The following is a 23,828-nucleotide window of genomic DNA, read 5'->3' as shown; positions in this document are numbered from 1 at the left end:
CCTGCCCAGTATGGGCACGCCCAAGGGTTGCTACGCGACGCGGGCGGGACACCGAGGTGTCCCGCCCGCGTCAGGGGTTCGTGCAAGCGGCGTCAGTGCGCGCCGCCGTGCGCCTCCAGGCGCTTGAAGGAGGCCTCGATCTCGGCCTCGGCCTCGGCGCGGCCGACCCAGTTGGCGCCCTCGACGGACTTGCCGGGCTCCAGGTCCTTGTAGACCTCGAAGAAGTGCTGGATCTCCAGGCGGTCGAACTCGGACACGTGGTGGATGTCGCGCAGGTGCTCCACGCGCGGGTCGGACGCCGGCACGCACAGCAGCTTGTCGTCGCCGCCCGCCTCGTCCGTCATCCGGAACATGCCGATGGCGCGGCACTTGATCAGGCAGCCCGGGAAGGTCGGCTCGTCGAGGATGACCAGCGCGTCCAGCGGGTCGCCGTCCTCGCCGAGGGTGTTCTCGACGAAGCCGTAGTCCGCCGGGTAGCTGGTCGAGGTGAAGAGTCGACGGTCCAGGCGGATCCGACCGGTCTCGTGGTCCACCTCGTACTTGTTCCGCGAACCCTTCGGGATCTCGATGGTGACGTCGAACTCCACGGGTGGCTCCTCCATGATCAAGACATAGCAAGACGTGATTGACGGTGATTAAGTGTCCCTCACGCACTTGGGTGATCGCGAAAGGGGCTGGTGCGGGGTGCCGAAGGTCACGACGTGGCAGCTCGCAGCGGGCGCCGCCGTTGCCGGCCTCGCCCTCGCCGCCGGGGCGGTGGCCGCGGCGGGTCCTTGGGACTCGGGCCAGCGTAAGGCCGAGAAGGAGTGGGCGGTGGCCCACGGGCGTACGGGTGGCGTACATCACGGGCGGCCGGCACCCCGGCGCCCCGCCCCCGCGCCCAGCGCCCCTGTCGTGCTCGCCGCCGCCGGCGGCCCGCGCACCGCGTCCGCGAAGGCCCCCACCGCCCCGGCCGACCTCGCGAAGGCCCTCGGACCGCTGCTCGGCGCCCCGGGCCTCGGCCCGTCGCCGACCGCCTGCGTCGTCGACCTCGGCACGGGGGAGCGGCTGTACGGGAAGGGGGCGACGGCGCCCATGACCCCCGCGTCCACCGTGAAGATAGCCACGGCCGCCGCCGCTCTGACCGCGCTCGGACCCGACCACCGCATAGCCACCACGGTCGTCGCGACCGCCGGGGCGAAGGAGATCACCCTCGTCGGCGGCGGTGACGCCACTCTCGACCGGGGCCGTCTGGCCACGCTCGCCGACCGCACCGCCCGCGCCCTGCGCGGCCGCGGCGCCGGCGCCGTCCGCCTGGTCCACGACACCTCGCTCTACACCGGCCCCCTGCTGCACCCCATCGGACCCAACGACAACATCGCCCCGGTCAGCGCCCTGATGGTCGACCAGGGGCGGAACGACCCGCGGAGCACCGGCGCCGCGACCCGCACCGCCGACCCGGCCGGCGAGGCCGCCCGCGTCTTCGCCACGATGCTGGAGGAGCGGGGCGTGGACGTGAGCGGCGTCCCGCGGCCCGGCCGGGCGGCCGCGGAGGCCGTCCCGCTCGCGCAGGTCCTCTCCGATCCCCTCTCGGCGGTCGTCGAGCGGATGCTGACCAGCAGCGACAACGACATAGCCGAGTCGCTCGCCCGGCAGACCGCGACAGCCACCGGCGAGAAGGCGGACTTCGCCGGCGCCGGACGGGCCGTGACCGGACAGCTGCGCCGTCTCCAGCTGCCGCTGGCCGGTGCCCGGTTCGCCGACGGCAGCGGCCTCAGCAGGCAGGACAAGGTCTCCGCCGCCTTCCTGACGGCGCTGCTCGCCCGCTCGGGCGACCCGGCCCACCCCGAACTGCGCCCGGTCCTGACCGGCCTCCCCGTCGCGGGCTTCACCGGCACCCTGGAGGACCGCTACGCACCCTCCTCGGCCGGCTCCGGCCTCGTCCGCGCCAAGACGGGCACGCTGACCGGCGTCAACACCCTCGCCGGCACCGTCGTCGCCCCGGGCGGCCGTCTGCTCGGCTTCGCGTTCCTCGCCGGCGGCACTCCCTCGCGGGGCGCGGCGCAGGACGCCCTCGACCGCCTGGCGTCGGCCCTCGCGAAGTAGCCGCCCGGCCGGCATCCACCCCGGGCGGGCCCTTCGTTCCGCGTGCGTCCGGCGGGCGGGCGGCACGCGCAGGACACCGCGGACGCCCGCACTCCGGCGCGGTCAGGGGCGCGGCCGACGGGGCACCCGACACCTGCACGTCCCGGCGGTCGAGAACGTACGGTTGACGCATGACGAGCATCGGTGGTGCCGAGATGGTCGACTGGAACCTCGCCGCGGCGACCGCGACCCGCTTCGTGCGGCCCGGTCCCGACGTGAGCCGTGACGAGGCGCGAGCCGTCGTCGCCGAGCTGCGCCGGCACGCCAAGGCCTCCGAGGAGCACGTGCGCGGCTTCACGGCGATGATCCCTGCGGGCTCGCAGCCGCAGGACACCCCCGTCCTCGTCGTGGACCGGGCCGGCTGGATCAGGGCGAACGTCGCGGGCTTCCGCGAACTGCTGCGCCCCCTGCTGGACAAGATGCAGGAGCGCCGGTCCGGCACGCCGGGCGGCGCGGTGCTGGGCGCGGTCGGCGGCAAGGTGACCGGCGTCGAGCTCGGGATGCTGCTGTCGTTCCTGGCCTCGCGGGTCCTCGGGCAGTACGAGACCTTCGCCCCCGCCACCCGCGACCTGCCGGCCGGCGACCCGGCCGACCCGAACGGCAACGGCGGCGGCAGGCTGCTCCTCGTCGCCCCCAACATCGTCCACGTCGAGCGCGAGCTGGAGGTCGACCCGCACGACTTCCGGCTCTGGGTCTGCCTCCACGAGGAGACCCACCGCACCCAGTTCACCGGCGTGCCGTGGCTGCGCGACCATCTCGAGGGCGAGATCCAGTCATTCCTGGGCGAGACCGAGATGGACCCGATGACCGTCCTCGAACGGTTCCGGGAGGCCGCGCAGTCGCTCGTCGGCGCCCGCCCCGAGGGCGAGGACGACGAGGGCGGCCACTCCATCGTCGAACTGGTCCAGACGCCCGCCCAGCGCGAGATCCTCGGCCGGCTGACCGCCGTCATGTCCCTGCTGGAGGGCCACGCCGACTACGTGATGGACGGCGTCGGACCGGACGTGGTGCCCTCCGTGACCGAGATCCGGGAGAAGTTCCAGCAGCGCAGGGCCCGTGGCGCGAGCCGCCTCGACCTCGCGCTGCGCAAGCTGCTCGGCCTGGACGCCAAGCTGCGGCAGTACCGCGACGGCGAGCGTTTCGTGCGCTCCGTGGTGGACCAGGTGGGGATGGACGGGTTCAACCGGGTCTGGACGTCCCCCAACACGCTCCCGACCAAGGCGGAGATCGCCAAACCGGCGGACTGGGTCGCACGGGTGCACCGCAAGGCCGAGGGTGCACCGTAGGCCAGTGTCGTGAACGACGGGTCCATGACGGGCAGAAGGGCGCCCCGCCAATCACCCGTCCGAGGGACCGTGGGGTGTTGGGCAGGCGTGCAATGCTCGGGCATTGGCTCGGTTCTGTCACCATCGACGCACTCTGAGTGACTGATTTCCCGTCGCTCTCGTTCACCTCGGACCGAGACACCCCTCCCGAACTTCACGAAGGGCACCGGACATGGGTCCCCATCCTGCGGTCGCGGCGATACGCCTGGCGGTCCGCCGCGTACTCCACGAAGTCCTCGCACAGCACGCAGAGCACACCGAAGACACCGACACCGCCGAAGCCGCCGCCCGCGCCACGCGACAGCGCCCGCTCGTCCTCGTCGCCTGCTCCGGCGGTGCCGACTCCATGGCGCTCGCCTCCGCCCTCGCCTTCGAGGCCCCCAAACTCTCCGTCCGCGCCGGCGGCATCACCGTCGACCACGGCCTCCAGGACGGTTCCGCGCAGCGCGCGGCCGACGTCGTCGCCCGCCTCACCGCCATGGACCTCGACCCCGTCGAGTCCGTCGCCGTGCGCGTCGGCCGCGAGGGAGGGCCCGAGGCCGCCGCCCGCGACGCCCGCTACGCCGCGCTCGACGAGGCCGCCGAGCGCCTCGGCGCCTCGGCCGTGCTGCTCGGCCACACCCGTGACGACCAGGCGGAAACCGTTCTGCTCGGTCTCGCCCGCGGCTCCGGCATCCGCTCGCTGTCCGGCATGGCCGCCGTCTCGGGGACGAACGGCCGCTACCGCCGCCCCTTCCTCCAGATCGACCGCCAGACCGCCCGCAAGGCCTGCATGGTCCAGTCGCTGCCGGTCTGGGACGACCCGCACAACGCCGACCCGGCCTACACCCGCTCCCGGCTGCGCCACGAGGGCCTGCCCGCTCTGGAGAAGGCGCTCGGCAAAGGCGTCGTCGAAGCCCTGGCCCGTACCGCGAGCCTCTCCCGCGACGACGCGGACGCGCTCGACGGCTGGGCCGCGGACGCGGCCGCCCGGGTACGGGACGAGAGCGGCGCCCTGGAGTGCGCCAAGCTCTTCGACCTGCCCGCCGCCGTACGGCGCCGGGTGCTGCGCCGGGCCGCCATCGAGGCCGGTGCGCCGGCCGGTTCCCTGTTCGCCCGACACGTCGAAGAGGTCGACCGGCTGATCACCGGCTGGCGCGGTCAGCGGGCCATCAATCTGCCCGGCCGGGTCGAGGCGCGTCGCCAGGGTGGCAGACTGGTCATTCGGCAAGGCTGAACCGCCGAGACAGAAAGCGACGCGGGTGAACGAGAAGGACATGGGCAGCGACCTTCAGTCGGTGCTCATCACCAAGGAAGAGATCGACGCCAAGCTCGCCGAGCTTGCCGCCAAGATCGACGCGGAGTACGCGGGCAAGGACCTGCTCATCGTCGGTGTCCTCAAGGGCGCCGTGATGGTGATGGCGGACCTGGCGCGTGCGCTCGCCACCCCCGTCACGATGGACTGGATGGCCGTGTCCTCGTACGGCGCGGGCACGCAGTCGTCCGGCGTCGTCCGGATCCTCAAGGACCTGGACACCGACATCAAGGGCAAGCACGTCCTGATCGTCGAGGACATCATCGACTCGGGCCTGACACTGTCGTGGCTGCTGACCAACCTCGGCTCGCGCGAGCCGGCCTCCCTGGAGGTCTGCACGCTGCTGAGGAAGCCGGACGCCGCGAAGGTCGCGATCGACGTGAAGTGGATCGGCTTCGACATTCCGAACGAGTTCGTCGTCGGATACGGCCTGGACTACGCGGAGAAGTACCGCAATCTCCCCTTCGTCGGCACGCTCGCGCCGCACGTCTACGGGGGCTGAGGCACCGGCACGTCCCGGGGAACCCAGGCCGCCTTTCCGCCGTTGGAGCATGGGAAGGCGGTCTCCGGTGACAATGCTGAGGTACCGTCCGAAGAACAGTTGTCTTTTCTCATAGCAGTCTCATAGCAAGTCCCCACAGCAGCATTTACCTACGGGCAGGAGGGACGGAGCGGATCCGCTCCGTATGGATGGACGTGAAGCGATACTTCCGTGGGCCGGTCATGTGGATCGTGCTGGCCGTCCTCGCCGTGGTCGTGCTGATGCAGGTCGTCGGCTCGTCCGGCGGCTACAAGACGGTGGACACCGGCGAGGTCGTCCAGGCGATCGACAAGAACCAGGTCAAGCAGGCAAAGCTGACCACCGGCGACGAGCAGATCATCAAGATCGAGCTCAAGAAGGGCCAGAAGGTCGACGGCGGCACCAAGGTGCAGGCCAGCTACATCGGTACCCAGGGCGCCGACCTGGCCGACAAGCTGCAGGAGAAGTTCGAGGCCGGTGAGATCGAGAAGGGCTACACGGTCTCGCCGTCGAAGCAGAGCCCGTTCGTCTCGGTGCTGCTCTCGCTCCTGCCCTTCGTCCTGATCGTCGTGGTCTTCCTCTTCCTGATGAACCAGATGCAGGGCGGCGGCTCCCGAGTGATGAACTTCGGGAAGTCCAAGGCCAAGCTCATCACCAAGGACACCCCCAAGACGACCTTCGCCGACGTGGCCGGGTCCGACGAGGCGGTCGAGGAGCTCCACGAGATCAAGGAGTTCCTCCAGGAGCCGGCCAAGTTCCAGGCCGTCGGCGCCAAGATCCCCAAGGGCGTGCTGCTCTACGGCCCGCCCGGCACCGGCAAGACGCTGCTCGCGCGCGCCGTCGCGGGCGAGGCGGGCGTCCCGTTCTACTCGATCTCCGGTTCCGACTTCGTCGAGATGTTCGTCGGTGTCGGTGCCTCCCGTGTCCGGGACCTGTTCGAGCAGGCCAAGGCGAACGCTCCGGCGATCGTCTTCGTCGACGAGATCGACGCCGTCGGCCGGCACCGCGGCGCGGGTCTCGGCGGCGGCCACGACGAGCGCGAGCAGACGCTGAACCAGCTGCTCGTCGAGATGGACGGCTTCGACGTGAAGGGCGGCGTCATCCTGATCGCCGCCACCAACCGGCCCGACATCCTCGACCCGGCGCTGCTGCGTCCGGGCCGCTTCGACCGGCAGATCGCCGTCGACCGTCCCGACATGCAGGGCCGGCTGGAGATCCTCAAGGTCCACCAGAAGGGCAAGCCGGTCGCCCCGGACGTCGACCTGTCCGCCGTGGCACGCCGTACGCCGGGCTTCACCGGCGCCGACCTGTCGAACGTGCTGAACGAAGCCGCGTTGCTCACCGCGCGCAGCGACAAGAAGCTCATCGACAACCACATGCTGGACGAGGCGATCGACCGCGTCGTGGCCGGCCCGCAGAAGCGGACCCGGATCATGTCCGACAAGGAGAAGAAGATCACCGCGTACCACGAGGGCGGACACGCCCTGGTCGCGGCGGCCTCACCGAACTCCGACCCGGTCCACAAGATCACGATCCTGTCCCGCGGCCGGGCCCTCGGCTACACGATGGTGCTCCCGGACGAGGACAAGTACTCCACCACGCGCAACGAGATGCTCGACCAGCTGGCGTACATGCTGGGCGGCCGCGCGGCCGAGGAGCTCGTCTTCCACGACCCGACCACGGGCGCGGCGAACGACATCGAGAAGGCCACGGCCACGGCCCGCGCGATGGTCACGCAGTACGGCATGACCGAGCGGCTCGGCGCGATCAAGTTCGGCGGCGACAACACCGAGCCCTTCCTGGGCCGCGAGATGGCGCACCAGCGCGACTACTCGGAAGAGGTCGCGGCGCTCGTCGACGAAGAGGTCAAGAAGCTCATCGAGACGGCGCACAACGAGGCCTGGGAGATCCTCGTCGAGAACCGCGACGTCCTCGACAACCTGGTCCTCCAGCTGCTGGAGAAGGAGACCCTCGGCAAGGAGGAGATCGCGGAGATCTTCGCCCCGATCGTGAAGCGCCCGGCCCGCCCGGCGTGGACCGGTTCCTCCCGCCGTACGCCCTCCACCCGTCCGCCGGTGCTCTCTCCCAAGGAGCTCGCCCTGACGAACGGTGCCAACGGCAGCACGCCGACAGTGGCGGACGTGACCAAGGCGGTCCCGACGGAGACCGTCGAGGCGGTCCCCGAGGAGCGCCCGGAGGCCTGAGCCGCCGGCTCGGCGCCGCCCCGGAATGAATGCCGCGTCCCCCAGGTTCTAGCCTGGGGGACGCGGCATTTTCGTATGTCCGCAGCCCGAGCAAGAGGAACGAGGCACAGATGACCGACCCGGTGACGCTGGAAGGCGAGCGCGCGATCGCCGAGTTCGACGAGAAGCGGGCGGAGAACGCCGTACGCGAGCTGCTGCTGGCGGTGGGCGAGGACCCGGACCGCGAGGGGCTGCAGGAGACACCGGCGCGGGTGGCGCGGGCGTACAAGGAGATCTTCGCCGGGCTGTGGCAGCGGCCGGAGGACGTGCTGACGACCACGTTCGATATCGGCCACGACGAGATGGTCCTCGTCAAGGACATCGAGGTGTACTCGACGTGCGAGCACCACCTGGTCCCCTTCCGGGGCGTGGCGCACGTCGGCTACATCCCCTCGACGACCGGGAAGATCACGGGCCTGTCGAAGCTGGCCCGGCTGGTGGACGTCTACGCCCGCCGCCCGCAGGTCCAGGAGCGGATGACGACCCAGATAGCCGACTCGCTGATGGAGATCCTGGAGCCGCGCGGCGTGATCGTCGTCGTCGAGTGCGAGCACATGTGCATGTCGATGCGCGGCATCCGCAAGCCCGGAGCCAAGACGATCACCTCGGCGGTGCGCGGCCAGCTGCGGGACGCGGCGACGCGCAACGAGGCGATGAGCCTGATCATGGCGCGCTGACGGCTCTCGCCGCCGGCGCCGCGGATCACACCGCCCGGGCCGCCTGGTCGGTGTCGTCGTCGCCGTCCTCGGGCAGCCTGCAGACGCGCTCAAGGAACATCGCGGCCGCGATCACGGCGATGCCCGCCACCACCGAGACCCCGGCGTAGATCGCCTGGTCCCGGCGGGCGGGCACATCGAGCGAGCCGAGCAGGAACACGCCCGTGCCGCCGTACATCCCGCTCACCAGCGCCGCGACCAGTGCGCTCGCCTGGCCGAAGACCACGGCGCGCGCCGCCATCAGCGGTTCGACGCCCTTCGCCCCCGGGCGGCGCTCGCGCTGCGCCTTCAGCCGGGCGCGCAGCGACAGGGCCGTGGCGGCGAGGACGGCGGCGATCACCCCGAGCACGATGGGCGCGGCCAGCGGCACGCTCGGCAGGGTGCCCAGGGAGTCCCACAGACGGGCGCCGCCCCAGGAGAGGACTCCTGCCGCGGCGAAGAGTCCGGCCAGCACACCGAGCCGTAGTTGCTTCACCGCTAAGAGCCGCCCTTCAGCTGTGGTGTCGTACGGGGCATCCCGCACGCGTCGTCCCGTACGGGACGACGCCGCGCACGCGATCGTCCCGTACGAGCCTAACGACTACTCGGGCAGCCGCAGTTCCAGGTCGGCCCGGGGCTGCACGCCGGCGACGCCTATGCCCGCGAGCAGTTCGGCGACCGCGCCGTGGCCCGGCAGCTGGGCCCCGGGCTGGACGTCGTGCCAGGGAGCGAGCACGAAAGCGCGCTGGTGGGCGCGCGGGTGGGGGAGGGTGAGGACCGGGTCGTCGGAGACGACGTCCGCGTACGCCACGATGTCGACGTCGATCGTGCGCGGGCCCCAGCGCTCGTCGCGGACGCGGTCGAACGCTTCCTCGATGGCCTGGCCGCGCTCCAGGAGCGAGGACGGCGGCAGGGTCGTCTTGATCACGACGACCGCGTTGAAGTAGGACGGCTGGCTGCCGGGCTCGACGCCCCACGGCTCCGTCTCGTACACCGGGGAGACCGCCTTGACCCGCAGACCCGGGGTGTCCTCGAGGGCGTCGATCGCGCCCTGGAGAGTCTCCAGGCGGTTGCCCAGGTTGGAGCCGAGCGAGATCACCGCCTGTTTGGGGTTGGACAGCGTGATGTCGGCGGCGTCCACCTGATCCACCACGGAGGTGGGCACCGGCTGCACAGTGGGGTCGCCATGGACCGGGCGCCGGGCAGCGGCTGCCTGGGGGGCGGTGACCGGGTGACGGGTGGGCCTGGTCATACGCGGCTCCGGGTGATCGTGATGGTCACATCGTCGAAGGGCACCGTGATCGGGGCGTCCGGCTTGTGCACCACCACCTCGACCTCCTCGACGCCGTCGTGCTTCAGACACTGCTGGGCGATGCGCTCGGCCAGCGTCTCGATCAGGTCGACCGGCTCGCCCTCGACGACCGCGACGACCTCCTCCGCCACCACGCCGTAGTGCACGGTCTTCGCCAGGTCGTCGTCGGCCGCCGCCGGGCGGGTGTCCAGGCCGAGCACCAGGTCGACGATGAAGGTCTGGCCCTCCTCCCGCTCCCGGGGGAAGACGCCATGGTGCCCGCGGGCCTTGAGGCCGCGCAGCGCGACACGATCCACGCGAATCACTCCTGCTTTCTGTACGAGCGGGATGCGGGCTCCCGGCCACGTGCGGATGGCGCGGTACCCGCATTCGAATCTACCTGCGAGCACCGACACGACATGCCCACGGGTCCCGGGGGAACCGCGTGGGCTGGGGTAGCCGCGTATACCCGGGGGAGGAGGCCATGAACCTCCTGTGGGGCGCTTACCCACTTACGAGGGGCTGTCCTCGTCCTCTTCGCCCTCGGTTTCGGTCAGTACGGGGGAACCGTGATGTGACCAGATCTTCCAACCGTCGGATGTGCGGCGGAACACATTGGTGGCGACGACCAGCTGGCCGACGAGCGGCCCGAGTTCGCCCGCCTCCTCGGCGGGACCGCCGCTGAGGATGTTCTCGGTGCAGGTGACGAGCGCCGTGTCGCCGACCACACTCACCTTCACGTCGGTCAGGAAGAACTGGATGTACTCGGTGTTCGCCATGATCAGCGCGTACGAGCGCAGGACCTCGCCGCGGCCCGAGAGGACGGGCCACCCGGGGTGGACGCAGGAGATGTCCTCGTCCAGCCAGAGCGTGGACAGTTCCTCGAAGTCGCCCTGCTCCATCGCCTCGTAGAAGGCGGTGTTGGCCTTCTCGACCAGCTCCGTGTCGGTAGGGCTCACCGGGCGCCCTCGACGGCGCGTGCGACGCGCACGGCGTCGGCCGTGGCCCGCACCTCGTGGACCCGTACGGCCCAGGCGCCCTCGTGGGCGGCGATGGCGGAGACGGCGGCGGTGGCCGCGTCGCGTTCCCTGGCCGGCGGCGTCGCGCCCTCCTTGGCGAGTACCCGGCCGAGGAACCGCTTGCGGGAGGCGGCGACCAGGACCGGGCGGCCGAGGGCGCGCAGCTCGTCGAGACGGGCCACGAGCGCGAGGTCGTGCTCGGCCATCTTGGCGAAGCCGAGACCGGGGTCGACGACGATGCGCTCGGGCGCGATGCCTCCCGCGACGACCGCCTCCATGCGCTCCCGCAGCTCGGCTACCACCTCGGCGACGACGTCGCCGTACACCGCGCGGCTGTTCATGTCCTCGCTGAACCCGCGCCAGTGCATGACGACGAACGGGGCGCCGGTGTCGGCGACGGCGGGGACCATGCGGGGGTCGGCGAGACCGCCGCTGACGTCGTTGACCAGGACGGCACCGGCGGCGATCGCCTGCTCGGCGACGGAGGCGCGCATGGTGTCGACGGAGACGACCACGCCCTCGGCGGCGAGCCCGCGGACGACCGGGACGACCCGGCGCAGCTCCTCGGCCTCGTCGACGCGGGTCGCTCCGGGTCTGGTGGACTCGCCGCCGACGTCGACCAGGTCGGCGCCCTGGGCGACCAGGTCCAGGCCGCGCTTGATCGCTGCCGTGGTGTCGAACCAGCGGCCTCCGTCGGAGAAGGAGTCGGGCGTCACATTGACGACCCCCATGACCGCACAGCGATCCCACTCCGGCAGGCCGTCGGCCGTACCCCGTCCGCGCAACGTACTCATGTGGCCAGCCTAGGCCCTCTCTTTCGGATCTCGTCGGGCTCACGTGCCCTGGCACCGCACCTCTCCCCCGTAGCCCTTCGGGCACGGCGTGCCCCCAGCGTTGTTCGTCACGCTCCCCCTACGCCCTGCGGGCGTGGGGACCCCCACTCACTGATCCGGCCTGATCCGAAAGAGAGGACCTGGGCCTGCCCGGCGGATCGTGGCCGGGCCGGTCGCGGGGGCCGGTCGCCAGGCTCGAAGGGCCCAGCCTCGTCGCCGGGCGCACCCGGGCGTGGTCAGGCGGCGCGGACCTCGTGCTGTTCGGCGCGGCGGGTGAGGTGGGCGCAGGGGCGCGGCTCGCGTGCCGCGCGGCGGCGGGCGAACGGGCGGGGCGGCTTGAGGTGCACGAAGCCCTCCGCCTGCATCGCGGCGAAGCCGATGCGGGGCAGGTCGCGGGTGCTGCGGAAAACCACGAAACGCGGTTCCCAGCGCGGCCGGAACTTGGCGTTGAACTTGTACAGCGACTCGATCTGGAACCAGCGGGAGAGGAAGACGAGCAGCCCGCGCCACATTCGCAGCACCGGGCCGGCGCCGATCTTCTCGCCGCGGGCGAGCGCCGATCGGAACATGGCGAAGTTGAGGGAGACCCGCTCGATGCCGAGGGCGGGGGCGGCCTGGAGGGCGGCGACGATGAGCAGTTCGTTCATGCCGGGATCGGCGGAGCGGTCGCGGCGCATCAGTTCCAGGGACATGCCGTCGTCCCCCCAGGGAACGAAGTGGATGATCGCCTTCAGATCGCCGTACGGGGCGTGCTCGTCGGCCTTGTGGGCGGTGGCGATCACGGCGTCGCCGTCGGCCGGGTCGCCTATCCGGCCGAGCGCCATCGAGAAGCCGCGCTCGGTGTCGGTGCCGCGCCAGTCGGCCGCGGCACGGCGGATCCGTTCCAGCTCCTCGTCGGTGAGGTCACGGGCGCGCCGTACGCGGGTCTCGTAGCCGCCTCGCTCGATGCGCTTGACCATCTGGCGTACGTTCCGCATCGCGCGCCCGGTCAGGGAGAAATCCGCGACGTCCACCACCGCCTCGTCCCCGAGTTCCAGCGCGTCGAGGCCGGTCTCGCGCGTCCAGACCTCGCCGCCGGTCTCCGAGCAGCCCATGACGGCGGGCGTCCAGGAGTGGGCCCTGGCCTCGTCCATGAAGCGCTCGATGGCGCCCGGCCATGCCTCGACGTCGCCGATCGGGTCGCCGCTGGCCAGCATCACGCCGGAGACGACGCGGTAGCAGACGGCGGCCTTGCCGCTGGGCGAGAAGACGACGCCCTTGTCGCGGCGGAGCGCGAAGTGGCCGAGCGAGTCGCGGCCGCCGTGCGTGGCCAGCAGGGCGCGCAGCCGGCGCTCGTCGTCGGGCGTGAGGCGGGCGGCGGGGTGCTCGGGACGGAAGGCCAGATAGATCGTGGTGACGGCGGTCAGCAGGCCGAGCGAGCCGAGCGAGTAGCCCACGGTCCACGGGACGTTGCCGGTCCAGTCGACCGGGCCCTCGAAGCCGGCCAGCCCGTACATGACGTGTTCGAGGCGGTCGGTGAGGCCGGGGCTGCCGACGATCCTGCCCGGGTGGGCGCTCACGATCACCAGTCCGAGGCCGAGCGAACCGGCGCCCATCACGACGAAGTTGGCCAGTGCGCGCCAGCGGCTGCGAGGGTCGGGAAGGGCGGCGAACTCGCCCCTGTGGCGCAGCAGGAGGGTGAGCAGGCCCAGGGAGAGAAGGACGCCGACGACGGAGTGGCGGTAGACGAACTGGGCGACGGCCCCGGCCGGCAGGAGGATCACCGCGGCCCGCCAGGCGCGCCGCTTGTGGCGTTTGATGCCGTGTGCCAGCAGGAGCAGCAGGACTCCGGTGCTGAGCGAGAGCGCGGCGGCGAACGGGCCGAGGGCTCCGGGCAGCACCTCGGCGAGGGTGTGCATCCTGCTGTGACGGAACCGCGGGAAGACCCCGGCCGCGATGTCGATCAGGCCGACGAGGGTGCAGGCCGAGCCGACGAGCGCGGGTACCGCCTCCGGGCGGGGTCCGCGCAGGACGCGGCGTACCCGGTTCATCGCCCGATGCGTCGCCCGTTTCGGAACCAATGCTGATTTGTCCCCATCTACCGTTGCAGACATCGCTTCCCGTGACTCCGCGAGAGATCGTGCGTCCGGGCCACAGGTCGGTCGGCCCCGGACGATGTGCGCTCTCTAGGACGGCACTTCCCGGAGGCGGGTTCATCCGCCGCCGGGAATTTCTCGGCGAACCGGCGCCGTGCCGGGCGCGGATCACCGACGCCGGCCCGTAGCAGAAAGCACTCGCCACCATGGGTCTGACCAGCAACAAAGTCCTGGCCTTCGCCATAGCCGCAGCCGTGCTGCTGTTCGCCGCCACCGTGTGGCTGTGGCCCAGGCTGGCCCGCAGGGGGCTGCGTCCGGTGGCCGGGCGCATCGGGCTGCTGCTCGCCACGCAGCTGGCGCTCTTCGCCGCCGTCGCCCTCACGGCCAACAACTCCTTCCTCTTCTACGGCTCCTGGGCCGACCTCTTCGGGCAGGAGCGGGAGACGGGTGTGGTCGAGGACCACGCGGCGGGCAGCAGCATCGAGGTCGTCGAGAGGCGCGCGCCCGACGTGCCGGGCGCCTCCCGTGCGGTGACGGGCGGCCAGATCCAGAAGGTCGTCGTGTCGGGCGCGACGTCGGGGATCGACAGCCCCGCGTACGTCTACCTGCCGCCGGAGTACTTCCAGGAGAAGTACCGGAAACGCACCTTCCCCGCGGCCGTCGTGCTCACCGGCTACCCGGGCACGGCCGAGAACCTGCTCAAGGGCCTCAAGTACCCCGCCACGGCACACCGTTTGGCCGGACAGGGCCGGATGCAGCCGATGATCCTGGTGATGCTGCGGCCGACCGTCGCGCCGCCGAGGGACACCGAGTGCGTGGACGTGCCGGGCGGGCCGAAGGCCGAGACGTTCTTCGCGACGGACCTGCCGAAGGCGGTCTCGGAGACCTACCGGGTGGGCACGGCCCCGCGGAACTGGGGCTTCATCGGCAACTCCACGGGCGGCTACTGCGCCCTGAAGATCGCGCTGCACCATCCCGGGCAGTTCGCGGCGGGCGCCGGCCTGTCCGCGTACTACAAGGCCGCGGAGGACCCGACCACAGGCGACCTCTTCCACGGTGACGACCGGGCGCGGAAGCGGGCCGACCTGCTGTGGAGCCTGGACCATCTGCCGCAGGGCAGGTCGTCGTTCCTGGTCACGACGTCCCGGCAGGGCGAGGGCAACCTGAAGGGGACCCTCGCCTTCATCGAGAAGGTCAAGGCGCCCGCGCGGGTGTCGTCGATCGTGCTCGACAGCGGCGGTCACAACTTCAACACGTGGCGGCGGGAGATCCCGCCGGCCCTGGAGTGGCTGAGCGGACGGCTCAGCGCGACGTGACCCCCGCACGACGCGCCCAGCGGCCCGCCGCCGTCAGGGCTTGTCCACGGACAGCGGCGGCGGGACCGTGCCGATCGACTCCAGGGTGACGTCCGCGCGCGCGATGTCGTGGGCGTCCGCGTCGATCGAGCGGCGCAGCGCCTCGTGCAGCCGGGCCGGGGTCAGCACCCCGAGGAAGCGGCCGGTCTCCTCCTTGTCGATCACCGCGATCCAGCCCGCGTCGTGCTGGAGCATCGTGGCGAACGCATGCTTGAGCGAGGCGCCGACCGGCAGCCACGCCTCCATGCGCCGGGCGTGCTCGCGCACCGAACCGCTGTGCCGCGCCTGTTCGGCGGAGATCCAGCCGTGCAGGTTGTCCGCCCCGTCCAGGACCACGGCCCAGCGCGAGCCGAGTTCGCGGGGGAGCGGATCGCCCAGGTGCACCACGGGAGGCTGTTCCAGATCGCCCTCCTCGATGGGGGTGACCGACAGTCGCTTGAGCCCCCGGTCGGCGCCGACGAAGTCGGCCACGTAGTCGTTGGCGGGCGCGCCCAGCACGGTGGCGGGAGCGTCGAACTGCTCGATCCTGCCCTGGCCGTAGACGGCGATGCGGTCCCCGAGCCGTACGGCCTCCTCGATGTCGTGCGTGACGAACAGGACCGTCTTGCGCACCTGCGACTGGAGCCTGAGGAACTCGTTCTGCAGGTGCTCGCGCACCACGGGGTCGACCGCGCCGAAGGGCTCGTCCATCAGCAGCACGGGCGGGTCGGCGGCGAGCGCGCGGGCGACGCCGACGCGCTGGCGCTGGCCGCCGGACAGCTGGTCGGGGTAGCGGTCGCCGTGGACGGACGGGTCGAGGCCGACGAGGTCGAGCAGTTCGGCGGCGCGTGCACGGGCCTTGGCGCGGCCGGTGCCGAGCAGGTGGGGAACGGTGGCCGTGTTGTCGAGGACGGTCCGGTGCGGGAAGAGGCCCACCTGCTGGATCACGTAACCGATGCGGCGCCGCAGCGCGACGGGGTCGACGGTGGAGATGTCCTGTCCGCCCACCCGGATGCGGCCGCTGCTCGGCTCGATGAGGCGGTTGACCATCTTCATCGTGGTCGTCTTGCCGCAGCCCGAGGGACCCACCAGCGTGACCAGTTCACCCTCGGCGACCTCGAAGGAGAGGTCGTCCACGGCGGTCGTGCCGTCGGCGTACCGCTTGGTGACGTTGTCGAAACGGATCATGGCTCCCCATTGTGACGGCGCATGTGTGAAAGCCATGTTGCGGCAATGTGCCGGTCCCCGGCGATTGTCAGTGGCGAGGGTTAGGGTCGAATCCGTGGACCGCCGGCATTGATCCGGTGTTCCGGGGGAGGTTGGGGAGGGATGAGTGCGGAGCAGTCCGCGAGCAGCTGCCTCGCGGCGAACGACTGGTTCTGCGCGGAGTATCTGCGCAGCCGCAGCGAGGAGCTGACGGACGCGACGGTCCAGCACGTCTGGATCACCGTGGCCTCGGTGCTGATCGGACTCGCGGTGGCGCTGCCCCTCGCGCTGCTCGTGCGCGCCCGGCCGCGGTTCGCCGGACCGGTCCTCGGCCTGACGACCCTGCTCTACACGATCCCCTCGCTCGCGATGTTCTCGCTGCTGCTGCCCTTCTTCGGGCTGTCCGCGGCACTGGTCGTGACAGGCCTCGTGCTCTACTCCCTCACCATCCTCGTGCGGAACATCCTGGCCGGGCTGCGGGCGGTGCCCGCCGAGGCCCGTGAGGCCGCCCGCGGCATGGGTTACGGACCGGTCCGCCTGCTGTGGGAGGTGGAACTGCCCCTGGCCCTCCCCGCGTTGATGGCGGGCGTGCGCATCGCCACGGTGTCGACGATCGCGCTGACCACGGTCGGCGCCCTCGTCGGCAAGGGCGGCCTGGGCAATCTCATAGACGACGGGGTGCAGACCACCTTCAAGGCGCAGGTGCTGACCGCATCCGTGCTGTGCGTGCTGCTGGCGGCGCTCGCGGACCTGCTGCTGCTCGGCGCGCAGCGGCTGCTCACCCCCTGGACCCGCGTGCGCGCGGCGGAGGCGAGGGTCTGATGGCTGTGCCGGCCGACGCGTGGACCTGGCTCACCACGGGGGCCAACTGGTCGGGCGAGAGCGGCGCCTGGCACCGGCTCGGCGAGCATGTGTACGTCAGCGGCGTGGCGCTCGCCCTGGCCTGCGCGATCGCCCTCCCGGTGGCCCTGTGGCTGGGACACATCGGCAGGGGCGGCGCCCTGGCGGTCAACATCTCGAACGCGGGCCGGGCGATCCCCGTCTTCGCCGTCCTCGCGCTCTTCATGCTCACGCCGCTGCGCAGCGCCGGCTACCTGCCGACGATCATCGCGCTGGTGCTGTTCGCCGTGCCCCCGCTGCTGACCAACGCGTACGTGGGGATGCGGGAGGTGGACCGGGCGGTGGTCGAGGCCGCGCGGGGGATGGGCATGTCGGGCGGCCAGCTCTTCCTCCGGGTGGAGCTGCCCCTCGCCTACCCCCTGCTGATGACCGGGCTGCGGTCGGCTGCCGTCCAGGTGGTGGCCACGGCGACGATCGCCTCGATGGTGGGCCAAGGCGGCCTGGGCCGGATCATCACCGCCGGCTTCAACACGTACAACACCGCTCAGGTCGTGGCGGGCGCGCTGCTCGCCGCCGTGCTCGCGCTCCTCGTGGAGGTGCTGCTGGTCGCCGCCGACCGGCTGCTGAACCCGCTGCGCAGGGCCGCGACGGCGCGGACCGGCTGATACGGCGGGAGCGGATGGACCCTTTTTCGATGTGTCGGTCGCAAGGACGGAGAACCTGATGAGCAAGACCTCGCGCGTCGCGGGCGCGGTACTCGGTGTGGTGGCCCTCGTGGGTTCTCTTGCCGCGTGCGGCGGCGAAAGCCTGGAGCAGGAGAAGGACAGCGCCGCATCGGCCGGCGGATCCGGGGAGAAGGGCACGCTCGTCGTGGGCGCGGCGGCCTTCACCGAGTCCAAGGTGCTCGCCGAGCTCTACGCCCAGCTGCTGGCCGACGCAGGATACGAGACGTCGGTCACCACGGTGAAGAACCGCGAGCTGTACGAACCGTCCCTGGAGAAGGGCGAGATCGACGTGGTGCCGGAATACGCGGCCACCGTCGCCGAATTCCTCAACGCGAAGGTGAACGGGCCGAAGGCGCCGCAGGAGAAGCCCGTCGCCTCCAGCGATGTCGGCGCCACCGTCGCCGCGCTCACCGCGCTCGCCGAGCCGCGCGGACTGAAGGTGCTCGACGCGGGCGAGGCCGTCGACCAGAACGCGTTCGCGGTCTCCCGGGAATTCGCCGAGAAGAACAAGCTCAAGACGCTTTCGGATCTTGGGAAGTCGAAGCTGAAGGTGAAGATCGCGGCGGGCGACGAGTGCGAGGTCCGGCCTTTCTGCGCCCCCGGTCTGAAGAAGACGTACGGAATCGATGTCGCCGGCGTGGACCCCAAGGGGGTCGGGACGCCGCAGGCCAAGCAGGCCGTCAAGGACGGTGAGGACCAGCTCGTCCTGACCACCACCACCGACGCCACGCTGGAAGGCTTCGGGCTCGTCCTGCTGGAGGACGACAAGAAGCTCCAGAACGCCGACAACGTCCTTCCGCTGGTCAATGCGCGGGATGCCGGGGACAAGGAGATCGCCGAAGTCCTCGGCGATCTCACCGAGGTGCTGACCACCGCGGATCTCGCCGAGTTGAACCGCACGGTGGACGCCGAGCGTGCGAAGCCCGAGGACGCCGCGAAGGGCTATCTCCTGTCGAAGGGCTTGATCGAGAAGTAGAGGCGTGCCGGCCCGGAGTTCTCGACCAGAGATTTGCCGGGCCGACACCCCATTCCCTGCCTACGCACGGTAAATTTCGGGCCATGCCACGTGGACGCCACCGTCATTCCCCGCCCCTGCACAAACTGCTGCCGCCCTCGGCCGTGGCCGGAGCGTCGGTACTGTGCGCCGCCGGCGCGTGGCTCGTCGGGGATGCCGTCGTGCTGCGCACCCTGGTGGCGGCCGCCGCTGCCGCCGCTGTCACCGGTGCGGTCCTCATGCGCAGTTGGGACCGGAGTGCCGGCCGCCGGGTCGCGGAGCTCACGCGCGCCCGCGCCGGCGACCAGTGGAAGACCGAGGAGCGCATAGCGGAGCTCGAGGCGGACATCGAGGAGTCGCGCGAACTGCGCATCAAGCTCGACGCCAAGCTGCGTGCCAAGCGGGTCGAGCTGGCCGGGCTCCGCGGCGAACACGCCGCCCTGCTCCGGCGGTACGCGAACGCCGAGACGGAGCGGGCCAGCGCCCTGGAGGGCCGCAGGCAGCTCGCGATCGAGGCGGCCGCGCCCTCGAAGGCCCTGCCCCCGGCCGGTTCGACGCCCACCCCGGCCACGTACCTGCGGGCCGCCAAGGCGCTGGAGGAACTGTCGCGCAACGCCGCGGCCCAGGAGGCCAGGCGCACCGTCGAGGAGGCGCGCGCCCGGGATCTGGCCGAGCGGTCCCAGGAGGCGGACGAACCGCAGGGGAAGCACGCGGCGGGCGCCGGGACCGGGCAGCACGCCCGTCCGGCGTCCGCCCTGCCCGCGCGCCGTTCCGTGCCCGCCGCGTCGGCGATCGTTCCCTACAGTGCCGAGCGTGCGCGCGCCAAGCGCCCCGAGGGCGGCTTCGACTTCTTCGGCACGGGGGCGGGCACCGGCACCGGCTCCGCGCCGGAGGACCCGCAGCCCGCACAGAAGGCGATCGAGGCCGTGCAGCACGAGGACCTGGCCGACGTGGTGGGCGAAGAAGCCCTCGCGGCCGTGCGCATGAAGGACCCCCGCGCGATCGGCAAGGTCATCGATCTGACCGCCCACGACGAGACGGAGCAGCTGGACGTGGCCCACCTGCGCAACGCCGTCTCGTAGCGCCGAGGAAAGACCCGATCGGAAGGCCGCCCGCGCAGGGCGGCCTTCCGCGTCTACTTGTCGATGTCGCCGACGACGAAGAACAGCGATCCGAGGATCGCCACCATGTCGGCGACCAGCGTCCCCGGCAGCAGCACGGCCAGCGCCTGGATGTTGTTGTACGACGCCGAGCGGAGCTTGAGCCGGTACGGCGTCTTCTCGCCCTTGGACACCAGGTAGTAGCCGTTGATGCCGAGCGGGTTCTCGGTCCAGGCGTAGGTGTGGCCCTCGGGCGCCTTGAGCACCTTGGGCAGGCGCTGGTTGATCGGGCCCGGCGGCAGTTCGGCGATCCGGTCGAGGCAGGCGTCCGCCAGGTCCAGCGCGTTGTGCGTCTGCTCCAGCAGCACCTCGAAGCGGGCCAGGCAGTCGCCGTCGGTGCGGGTGACGACCGAGAGGGTGTCCTGGAGCTCCCCGTACGCGAGGTACGGCTCGTCCCGGCGCAGGTCGAAGTCGACGCCCGACGCCCGGGCGATGGGTCCGCTCACCCCGTACGCGTGCACGGCCTCCGCCGACAGGACGCCCACGCCGCGGGTGCGGCCGCGGAAGATCTCGTTGCCGAGGACCAGCCGGTCGTAGACGTCCATCCGCGAACGGACGTCGGCCACCGCGTGCCGGACCCGGCCGAGCCAGCCGGCGGGCAGGTCCTCCTTGAGGCCGCCGACGCGGTTGAACATGTAGTGCATCCGGCCGCCGGAGATCTCCTCCATGACGTGCTGGAGCTCCTCCCGCTCGCGGAAGGCGTGGAACACCGGGGTGATACCGCCCAGTTCGAGCGGATACGACCCGAGGAACATCAGGTGGTTGAGGACCCGGTTGAGCTCGGCGAGCAGCGTGCGGGTCCACACCGCCCGCTCCGGCACCTCCATGCCGAGCATGCGCTCGACGGCCATGACCACGCCGAGCTCGTTGGAGAAGGCGGAGAGCCAGTCGTGGCGGTTGGCGAGCACCACGATCTGGCGGTAGTCGCGTGCCTCGAAGAGCTTCTCGGCGCCGCGGTGCATGTAGCCGACGACCGGCTCCGCGTGCCGGATGCGCTCGCCGTCCAGCACGAGGCGCAGCCGCAGCACACCGTGGGTGGAGGGATGCTGGGGACCGATGTTGAGCACCATGTCGGTGCTCTCCGCCGCTCCGCCGATGCCGACCGTGGTCTCCGTCATGCGCACCAGTCTGACAGAGGCCCGCCGGGCCGCTCAGGCCCGATCCGCCGCACCAGCCAGCCGAAGTCGCCCAGGCCGCCCCGCGCCGTCAGCTCCGCCGCCTCACCGGTCCGCGACAGGGCGCGGACGTACGCCGCGGGGTCGGACGACGCCAGGGCCAGCGGCGGCCGCCCGGCCCTCACGCCCAGCCGGTTCAGGGCCTCGCGCTGCGTCAGCAGCCGGGCCGCCGGCACCGCGGCGGCGCACGCGTCCAGCGCCACATGGGCCGTGATGTCGCAGCTGCCGTCCGGGACCGGGCGCACCTCCCGGCCGTCCCGGAAGCCCGTCAGCGTGCCGAAGGGCGGTCGGGCGCCGGCCGTGTGCGCGTAGTCGACGGCCACCGCGAGGCCCGACGCCACCCGGCCGGACGCCCGCGCCCACGCCTCGTCGCGCGGCCGGCCGATCTCCGCCCGGGACCCCGGCTCCGTCAGCGGCCACCAGCGGGCCAGCCACGCGGCGTCGTCGCCGTCGACCTCGTCGCCGAGCCGCTCCTGCCCGGCGGAGTCCACCAGCACCCGGCGCACCGTGCCCTGCTCGTCCGCCTCGGCGACGTCGACGGGGACGTTGTCCAGCCACTCGTTCGCGAACAGCAGCCCGCGCACCCCGTCCGGGGGCGTGTCCGTCCATGCGATGCGCGCATCGAGCCCGGCGGGCCGCGCCGCCCGCTCCACGGCGCAGGCGCGCACCGGGTAGCCGGGGGGCAGGGCGGCCAGCACGCCGGTGAGCAGTTCGCCGCGGCCCGCGCCCATGTCCACGAGCGCCGGCTCGTCGATCCCGTACGCGTCCGCCACGTCGAGCAGCAGCCGCGCGACGGCCGAGGCGAACAGCGGGGAGGCGTGCACGGACGTACGGAAGTGCCCGGCGGGGCCTTCCGGGCGCAGGTAGAAGCCGTCCGGCCCGTAGAGCGCGGCCTCGGTCGCGGCCCGCCACCCGCGCAGGCCGGAGTCCACGGCAGGGGGCCCGGCAGAGGTCTCATACGTCACGCGCACCAGTCTCCACCTTGCGGAGTACGCCTTCGTCTACCGGATCGCCCCTCCGGTTGACTCCGGCACCTATCTCCCTTCCTTACGCTTGGTCACGTGCAGCGCCTCTACGACTTCCTCCGCAGACACCCGACGGGCGTCGACTGCTTCTGGGCCGTCGTGCTCTTCGGGTTCGCCATGATGTGGGCTGTCCAGGAGCCCGTCGGCGCGGGGCCCCGGATCACGGCGGTCGGGGTCGTCCTGGTGCTGAGCGTCGTGGTCGCGCTGCGCCGCCGTATGCCCGAGAAGATGCTGGTCCTCGCGGCGCTCGCGGGAATCGCGCAGCTGGTGCTGGACGTCGAGGTCAACCCGGCCGACTTCGCGATGATGGTCATCATCTACACGGTCGCCGCGCACGACGGTCCGCGCTGGGCCTCCCGGCTCGCCCTGATCGGCGGCCTGTCCGCCGCCACGCTGGCGCAGATCCGCTGGCCCGCGGAGGAGCAGGGCACCCTCGGCCGGATCTTCGTCACCGTGGTCATGAGCCTGCCGTTCGCCCTCGCCTGGGTCCTCGGCGACTCGATACGCACCCGGCGCGCCTACTTCGCGCAGCTCGAGGAGCGGGCGACGCGGCTCGAGAAGGAGCGCGAGGCGCAGGCGAAGGTCGCCGTCGCGGCCGAACGCGCCCGTATCGCCCGCGAGCTCCACGACGTCGTCGCCCACAACGTCTCCGTCATGGTCGTCCAGGCGGACGGTGCCGCCTACGTGCTCGACGCCGCGCCCGACCAGGCCAAGCAGGCGCTGGAGACCATTTCCTCCACCGGCAGGCAGGCGCTCGCCGAGATGCGGCGCCTGCTCGGTGTGCTGCGCACCGGGGACGCCCCGGAGAGCGGCGAATACGTGCCGCAACCGGACGTCGAGCAGATCCAGGAACTGGTCGAGCACGTCCGAGCCGCAGGGCTGACCGTCGACTTCAAGATCGAGGGCACGCCGCGGCCGCTGCCGAGCGGCGTCGAGCTCACCGCGTACCGCATCGTGCAGGAAGCCCTCACCAACACCCGTAAGCACGGTGGCCCGGAGGCCGGTGCCAGCGTGCGGCTCGTCTACTTCGACGACGGTCTCGGCCTGCTCGTCGAGGACGACGGACGCGGCTCGTCGCACGAGCTGTACGAGGACGGCGGCGCGGACGGCCGCGGCCACGGACTGATCGGCATGCGGGAGCGCGTGGGTATGGTCGGCGGCACGCTGGATGCCGGCCCGCGGCCGGGCGGCGGCTTCCGGATCAGTGCTCTGCTGCCGCTCAAGCCCGCCCACTGACCAGCCCCCTACAGGCCGAGGAGCCGACCGTGATGCCGATCCGAGTGATGCTCGTCGACGACCAGGTGCTCCTGCGCACCGGATTCCGCATGGTGCTCGCCGCCCAGCCGGACATGGAGGTCGTCGCCGAGGCCGGGGACGGCGCGGAGGCGATCGAGAACCTGCGTTCCACCGCCGTGGACGTCGTCCTGATGGACGTGCGCATGCCGCGCCTCGACGGTGTCGAGGCCACCCGCCGCATCTGCGCCGAGCCGAACGCGCCGAAGGTGCTGATCCTGACCACCTTCGACCTCGACGAGTACGCCTTCTCCGGACTCAAGGCAGGTGCCAGCGGCTTCATGCTCAAGGACGTGCCGCCGGGCGAACTGCTCGGCGCCATCCGCTCCGTGCACAGCGGCGACGCGGTCGTCGCGCCGTCCACCACGCGCCGGCTGCTCGACCGGTTCTCGCCCATGCTGCCGAGCTCCGGCGCGGAGCCGCAGCACAAGGAGCTGCAGCGCCTCACCGACCGGGAGCGCGAGGTCATGCTGCTCGTCGCGCAGGGCCTGTCGAACGGCGAGATCGCGGCCCGGCTGGTGCTCTCGGAGGCCACCGTGAAAACCCATGTCGGCCGCATCCTCACCAAGCTCGGCCTGCGCGACCGGGTGCAGGTCGTGGTGCTGGCGTACGAGACGGGCCTCGTGCGCGCGGGCGGCGGCGGACAGTTCTGAGCGC

At 71.7% G+C, this 23,828-nt stretch carries 23 protein-coding genes; 13 read left to right on the top strand and 10 right to left on the bottom strand.

Going from position 1 to position 23,828, the window contains the following annotated elements:
* Positions 1–92: 92 nt before the first annotated feature.
* Positions 93–587: an inorganic diphosphatase gene (locus HW130_RS12275; RefSeq protein ID WP_177149690.1), complete on the bottom strand. Its 495-nt coding sequence runs from the start codon at positions 585–587 to the stop codon at positions 93–95.
* A 97-nt stretch (positions 588–684) separates the two neighbouring features.
* Between HW130_RS12275 and dacB the strand changes: the two genes are divergently transcribed.
* From dacB to folE, 6 genes are all read left to right on the top strand, one after another.
* A complete protein-coding gene (dacB, locus tag HW130_RS12270; protein WP_177149547.1) occupies positions 685–2,085 on the top strand; it encodes a D-alanyl-D-alanine carboxypeptidase/D-alanyl-D-alanine-endopeptidase in 1,401 nt (466 codons plus the stop codon).
* Between the two features lie 170 nt (positions 2,086–2,255).
* A complete protein-coding gene (locus HW130_RS12265; protein WP_177149546.1) occupies positions 2,256–3,410 on the top strand; it encodes a zinc-dependent metalloprotease in 1,155 nt (384 codons plus the stop codon).
* Positions 3,411–3,621: 211 nt separating this feature from the next.
* Positions 3,622–4,665, top strand: a complete 1,044-nt coding sequence (tilS, locus tag HW130_RS12260; RefSeq protein ID WP_177149545.1) for a tRNA lysidine(34) synthetase TilS — start codon at positions 3,622–3,624, stop codon at positions 4,663–4,665.
* A 40-nt stretch (positions 4,666–4,705) separates the two neighbouring features.
* Entirely contained in the window at positions 4,706–5,245 is a 540-nt protein-coding gene (gene hpt / locus HW130_RS12255) for a hypoxanthine phosphoribosyltransferase (RefSeq protein WP_177149689.1), read from the top strand.
* A gap of 188 nt (positions 5,246–5,433) precedes the next feature.
* Entirely contained in the window at positions 5,434–7,467 is a 2,034-nt protein-coding gene (ftsH, locus tag HW130_RS12250) for an ATP-dependent zinc metalloprotease FtsH (protein ID WP_177149544.1), read from the top strand.
* A gap of 110 nt (positions 7,468–7,577) precedes the next feature.
* Positions 7,578–8,183, top strand: a complete 606-nt coding sequence (gene folE, locus HW130_RS12245; protein WP_177149543.1) for a GTP cyclohydrolase I FolE — start codon at positions 7,578–7,580, stop codon at positions 8,181–8,183.
* Between the two features lie 25 nt (positions 8,184–8,208).
* Here folE and HW130_RS12240 read toward each other — a convergent pair whose 3' ends face one another.
* The 6 genes from HW130_RS12240 to HW130_RS12215 form a co-directional block, all read right to left on the bottom strand.
* On the bottom strand, positions 8,209–8,697 hold the full coding sequence (locus HW130_RS12240; RefSeq protein ID WP_177149688.1) for a DUF3180 domain-containing protein: 489 nt from the start codon (positions 8,695–8,697) through the stop codon (positions 8,209–8,211).
* 105 nt (positions 8,698–8,802) lie between these two features.
* Complete coding sequence (gene folK / locus HW130_RS12235; protein ID WP_177149542.1) at positions 8,803–9,453, bottom strand: 2-amino-4-hydroxy-6-hydroxymethyldihydropteridine diphosphokinase; 651 nt, start codon at positions 9,451–9,453, stop codon at positions 8,803–8,805.
* Positions 9,450–9,809 (bottom strand): dihydroneopterin aldolase, encoded by a 360-nt coding sequence (gene folB / locus HW130_RS12230; protein WP_177149541.1) that lies wholly within the window; start codon positions 9,807–9,809, stop codon positions 9,450–9,452. Before folB ends, folK begins: the two co-directional genes overlap by 4 nt.
* A gap of 195 nt (positions 9,810–10,004) precedes the next feature.
* Positions 10,005–10,451 (bottom strand): nuclear transport factor 2 family protein, encoded by a 447-nt coding sequence (locus HW130_RS12225; protein ID WP_177149540.1) that lies wholly within the window; start codon positions 10,449–10,451, stop codon positions 10,005–10,007.
* On the bottom strand, positions 10,448–11,305 hold the full coding sequence (gene folP / locus HW130_RS12220) for a dihydropteroate synthase (protein WP_177149539.1): 858 nt from the start codon (positions 11,303–11,305) through the stop codon (positions 10,448–10,450). The genes HW130_RS12225 and folP overlap by 4 nt, the downstream gene beginning before the upstream one ends.
* Before the next feature lie 275 nt (positions 11,306–11,580).
* Positions 11,581–13,437 (bottom strand): phosphatidylglycerol lysyltransferase domain-containing protein, encoded by a 1,857-nt coding sequence (locus HW130_RS12215; RefSeq protein WP_177149538.1) that lies wholly within the window; start codon positions 13,435–13,437, stop codon positions 11,581–11,583.
* Between the two features lie 188 nt (positions 13,438–13,625).
* On the opposite strand from HW130_RS12215, the gene HW130_RS12210 reads away from it, so the two are divergent.
* On the top strand, positions 13,626–14,735 hold the full coding sequence (locus HW130_RS12210; protein WP_177149537.1) for an esterase family protein: 1,110 nt from the start codon (positions 13,626–13,628) through the stop codon (positions 14,733–14,735).
* Between the two features lie 33 nt (positions 14,736–14,768).
* Here the strand turns inward: HW130_RS12210 and HW130_RS12205 are convergent, their stop codons facing one another.
* The gene (locus tag HW130_RS12205; protein WP_177149536.1) at positions 14,769–15,941 is read right to left on the bottom strand and encodes an ABC transporter ATP-binding protein; all 1,173 of its coding nucleotides are present in this window, start codon (positions 15,939–15,941) and stop codon (positions 14,769–14,771) included.
* A gap of 141 nt (positions 15,942–16,082) precedes the next feature.
* Here HW130_RS12205 and HW130_RS12200 point away from each other — a divergent pair, with 141 nt between their 5' ends.
* The 4 genes from HW130_RS12200 to HW130_RS12185 all read left to right on the top strand — a co-directional run bounded on the left by HW130_RS12200 (position 16,083) and on the right by HW130_RS12185 (position 19,600).
* Entirely contained in the window at positions 16,083–16,781 is a 699-nt protein-coding gene (locus HW130_RS12200) for an ABC transporter permease (protein ID WP_177149535.1), read from the top strand.
* A complete protein-coding gene (locus HW130_RS12195; protein ID WP_177149534.1) occupies positions 16,781–17,464 on the top strand; it encodes an ABC transporter permease in 684 nt (227 codons plus the stop codon). The genes HW130_RS12200 and HW130_RS12195 overlap by 1 nt, the downstream gene beginning before the upstream one ends.
* A 58-nt stretch (positions 17,465–17,522) precedes the next feature.
* Positions 17,523–18,500: an ABC transporter substrate-binding protein gene (locus tag HW130_RS12190; RefSeq protein WP_177149533.1), complete on the top strand. Its 978-nt coding sequence runs from the start codon at positions 17,523–17,525 to the stop codon at positions 18,498–18,500.
* Between the two features lie 83 nt (positions 18,501–18,583).
* Positions 18,584–19,600, top strand: coding sequence for a hypothetical protein (locus HW130_RS12185; RefSeq protein ID WP_177149532.1), 1,017 nt, complete (start codon positions 18,584–18,586; stop codon positions 19,598–19,600).
* Between the two features lie 53 nt (positions 19,601–19,653).
* On the opposite strand, the gene HW130_RS12180 is transcribed toward HW130_RS12185, so the two are convergent.
* Complete coding sequence (locus HW130_RS12180; protein ID WP_177149531.1) at positions 19,654–20,796, bottom strand: NADH-quinone oxidoreductase subunit D; 1,143 nt, start codon at positions 20,794–20,796, stop codon at positions 19,654–19,656.
* Positions 20,793–21,824 carry an SAM-dependent methyltransferase gene (locus tag HW130_RS12175; protein ID WP_375256528.1) on the bottom strand — a complete coding sequence of 344 codons (1,032 nt, stop codon included), beginning with the start codon at positions 21,822–21,824 and terminating at the stop codon, positions 20,793–20,795. The genes HW130_RS12180 and HW130_RS12175 overlap by 4 nt, the downstream gene beginning before the upstream one ends.
* Positions 21,825–21,914: 90 nt before the next feature.
* On the opposite strand from HW130_RS12175, the gene HW130_RS12170 reads away from it, so the two are divergent.
* Both HW130_RS12170 and HW130_RS12165 read left to right on the top strand, forming a co-directional pair.
* Complete coding sequence (locus HW130_RS12170) at positions 21,915–23,114, top strand: sensor histidine kinase (RefSeq protein ID WP_177149530.1); 1,200 nt, start codon at positions 21,915–21,917, stop codon at positions 23,112–23,114.
* 32 nt (positions 23,115–23,146) lie between these two features.
* Entirely contained in the window at positions 23,147–23,824 is a 678-nt protein-coding gene (locus tag HW130_RS12165; protein WP_177149529.1) for a response regulator transcription factor, read from the top strand.
* Positions 23,825–23,828: the final 4 nt, after the last annotated feature.

This window comes from Streptomyces sp. PKU-EA00015, assembly GCF_013387495.1.
Lineage (GTDB): Bacteria > Actinomycetota > Actinomycetes > Streptomycetales > Streptomycetaceae > Streptomyces.
The sequence above is the reverse complement of the archived record's forward strand: the minus strand, read 5'-3'. Positions and strand labels throughout refer to the sequence as shown.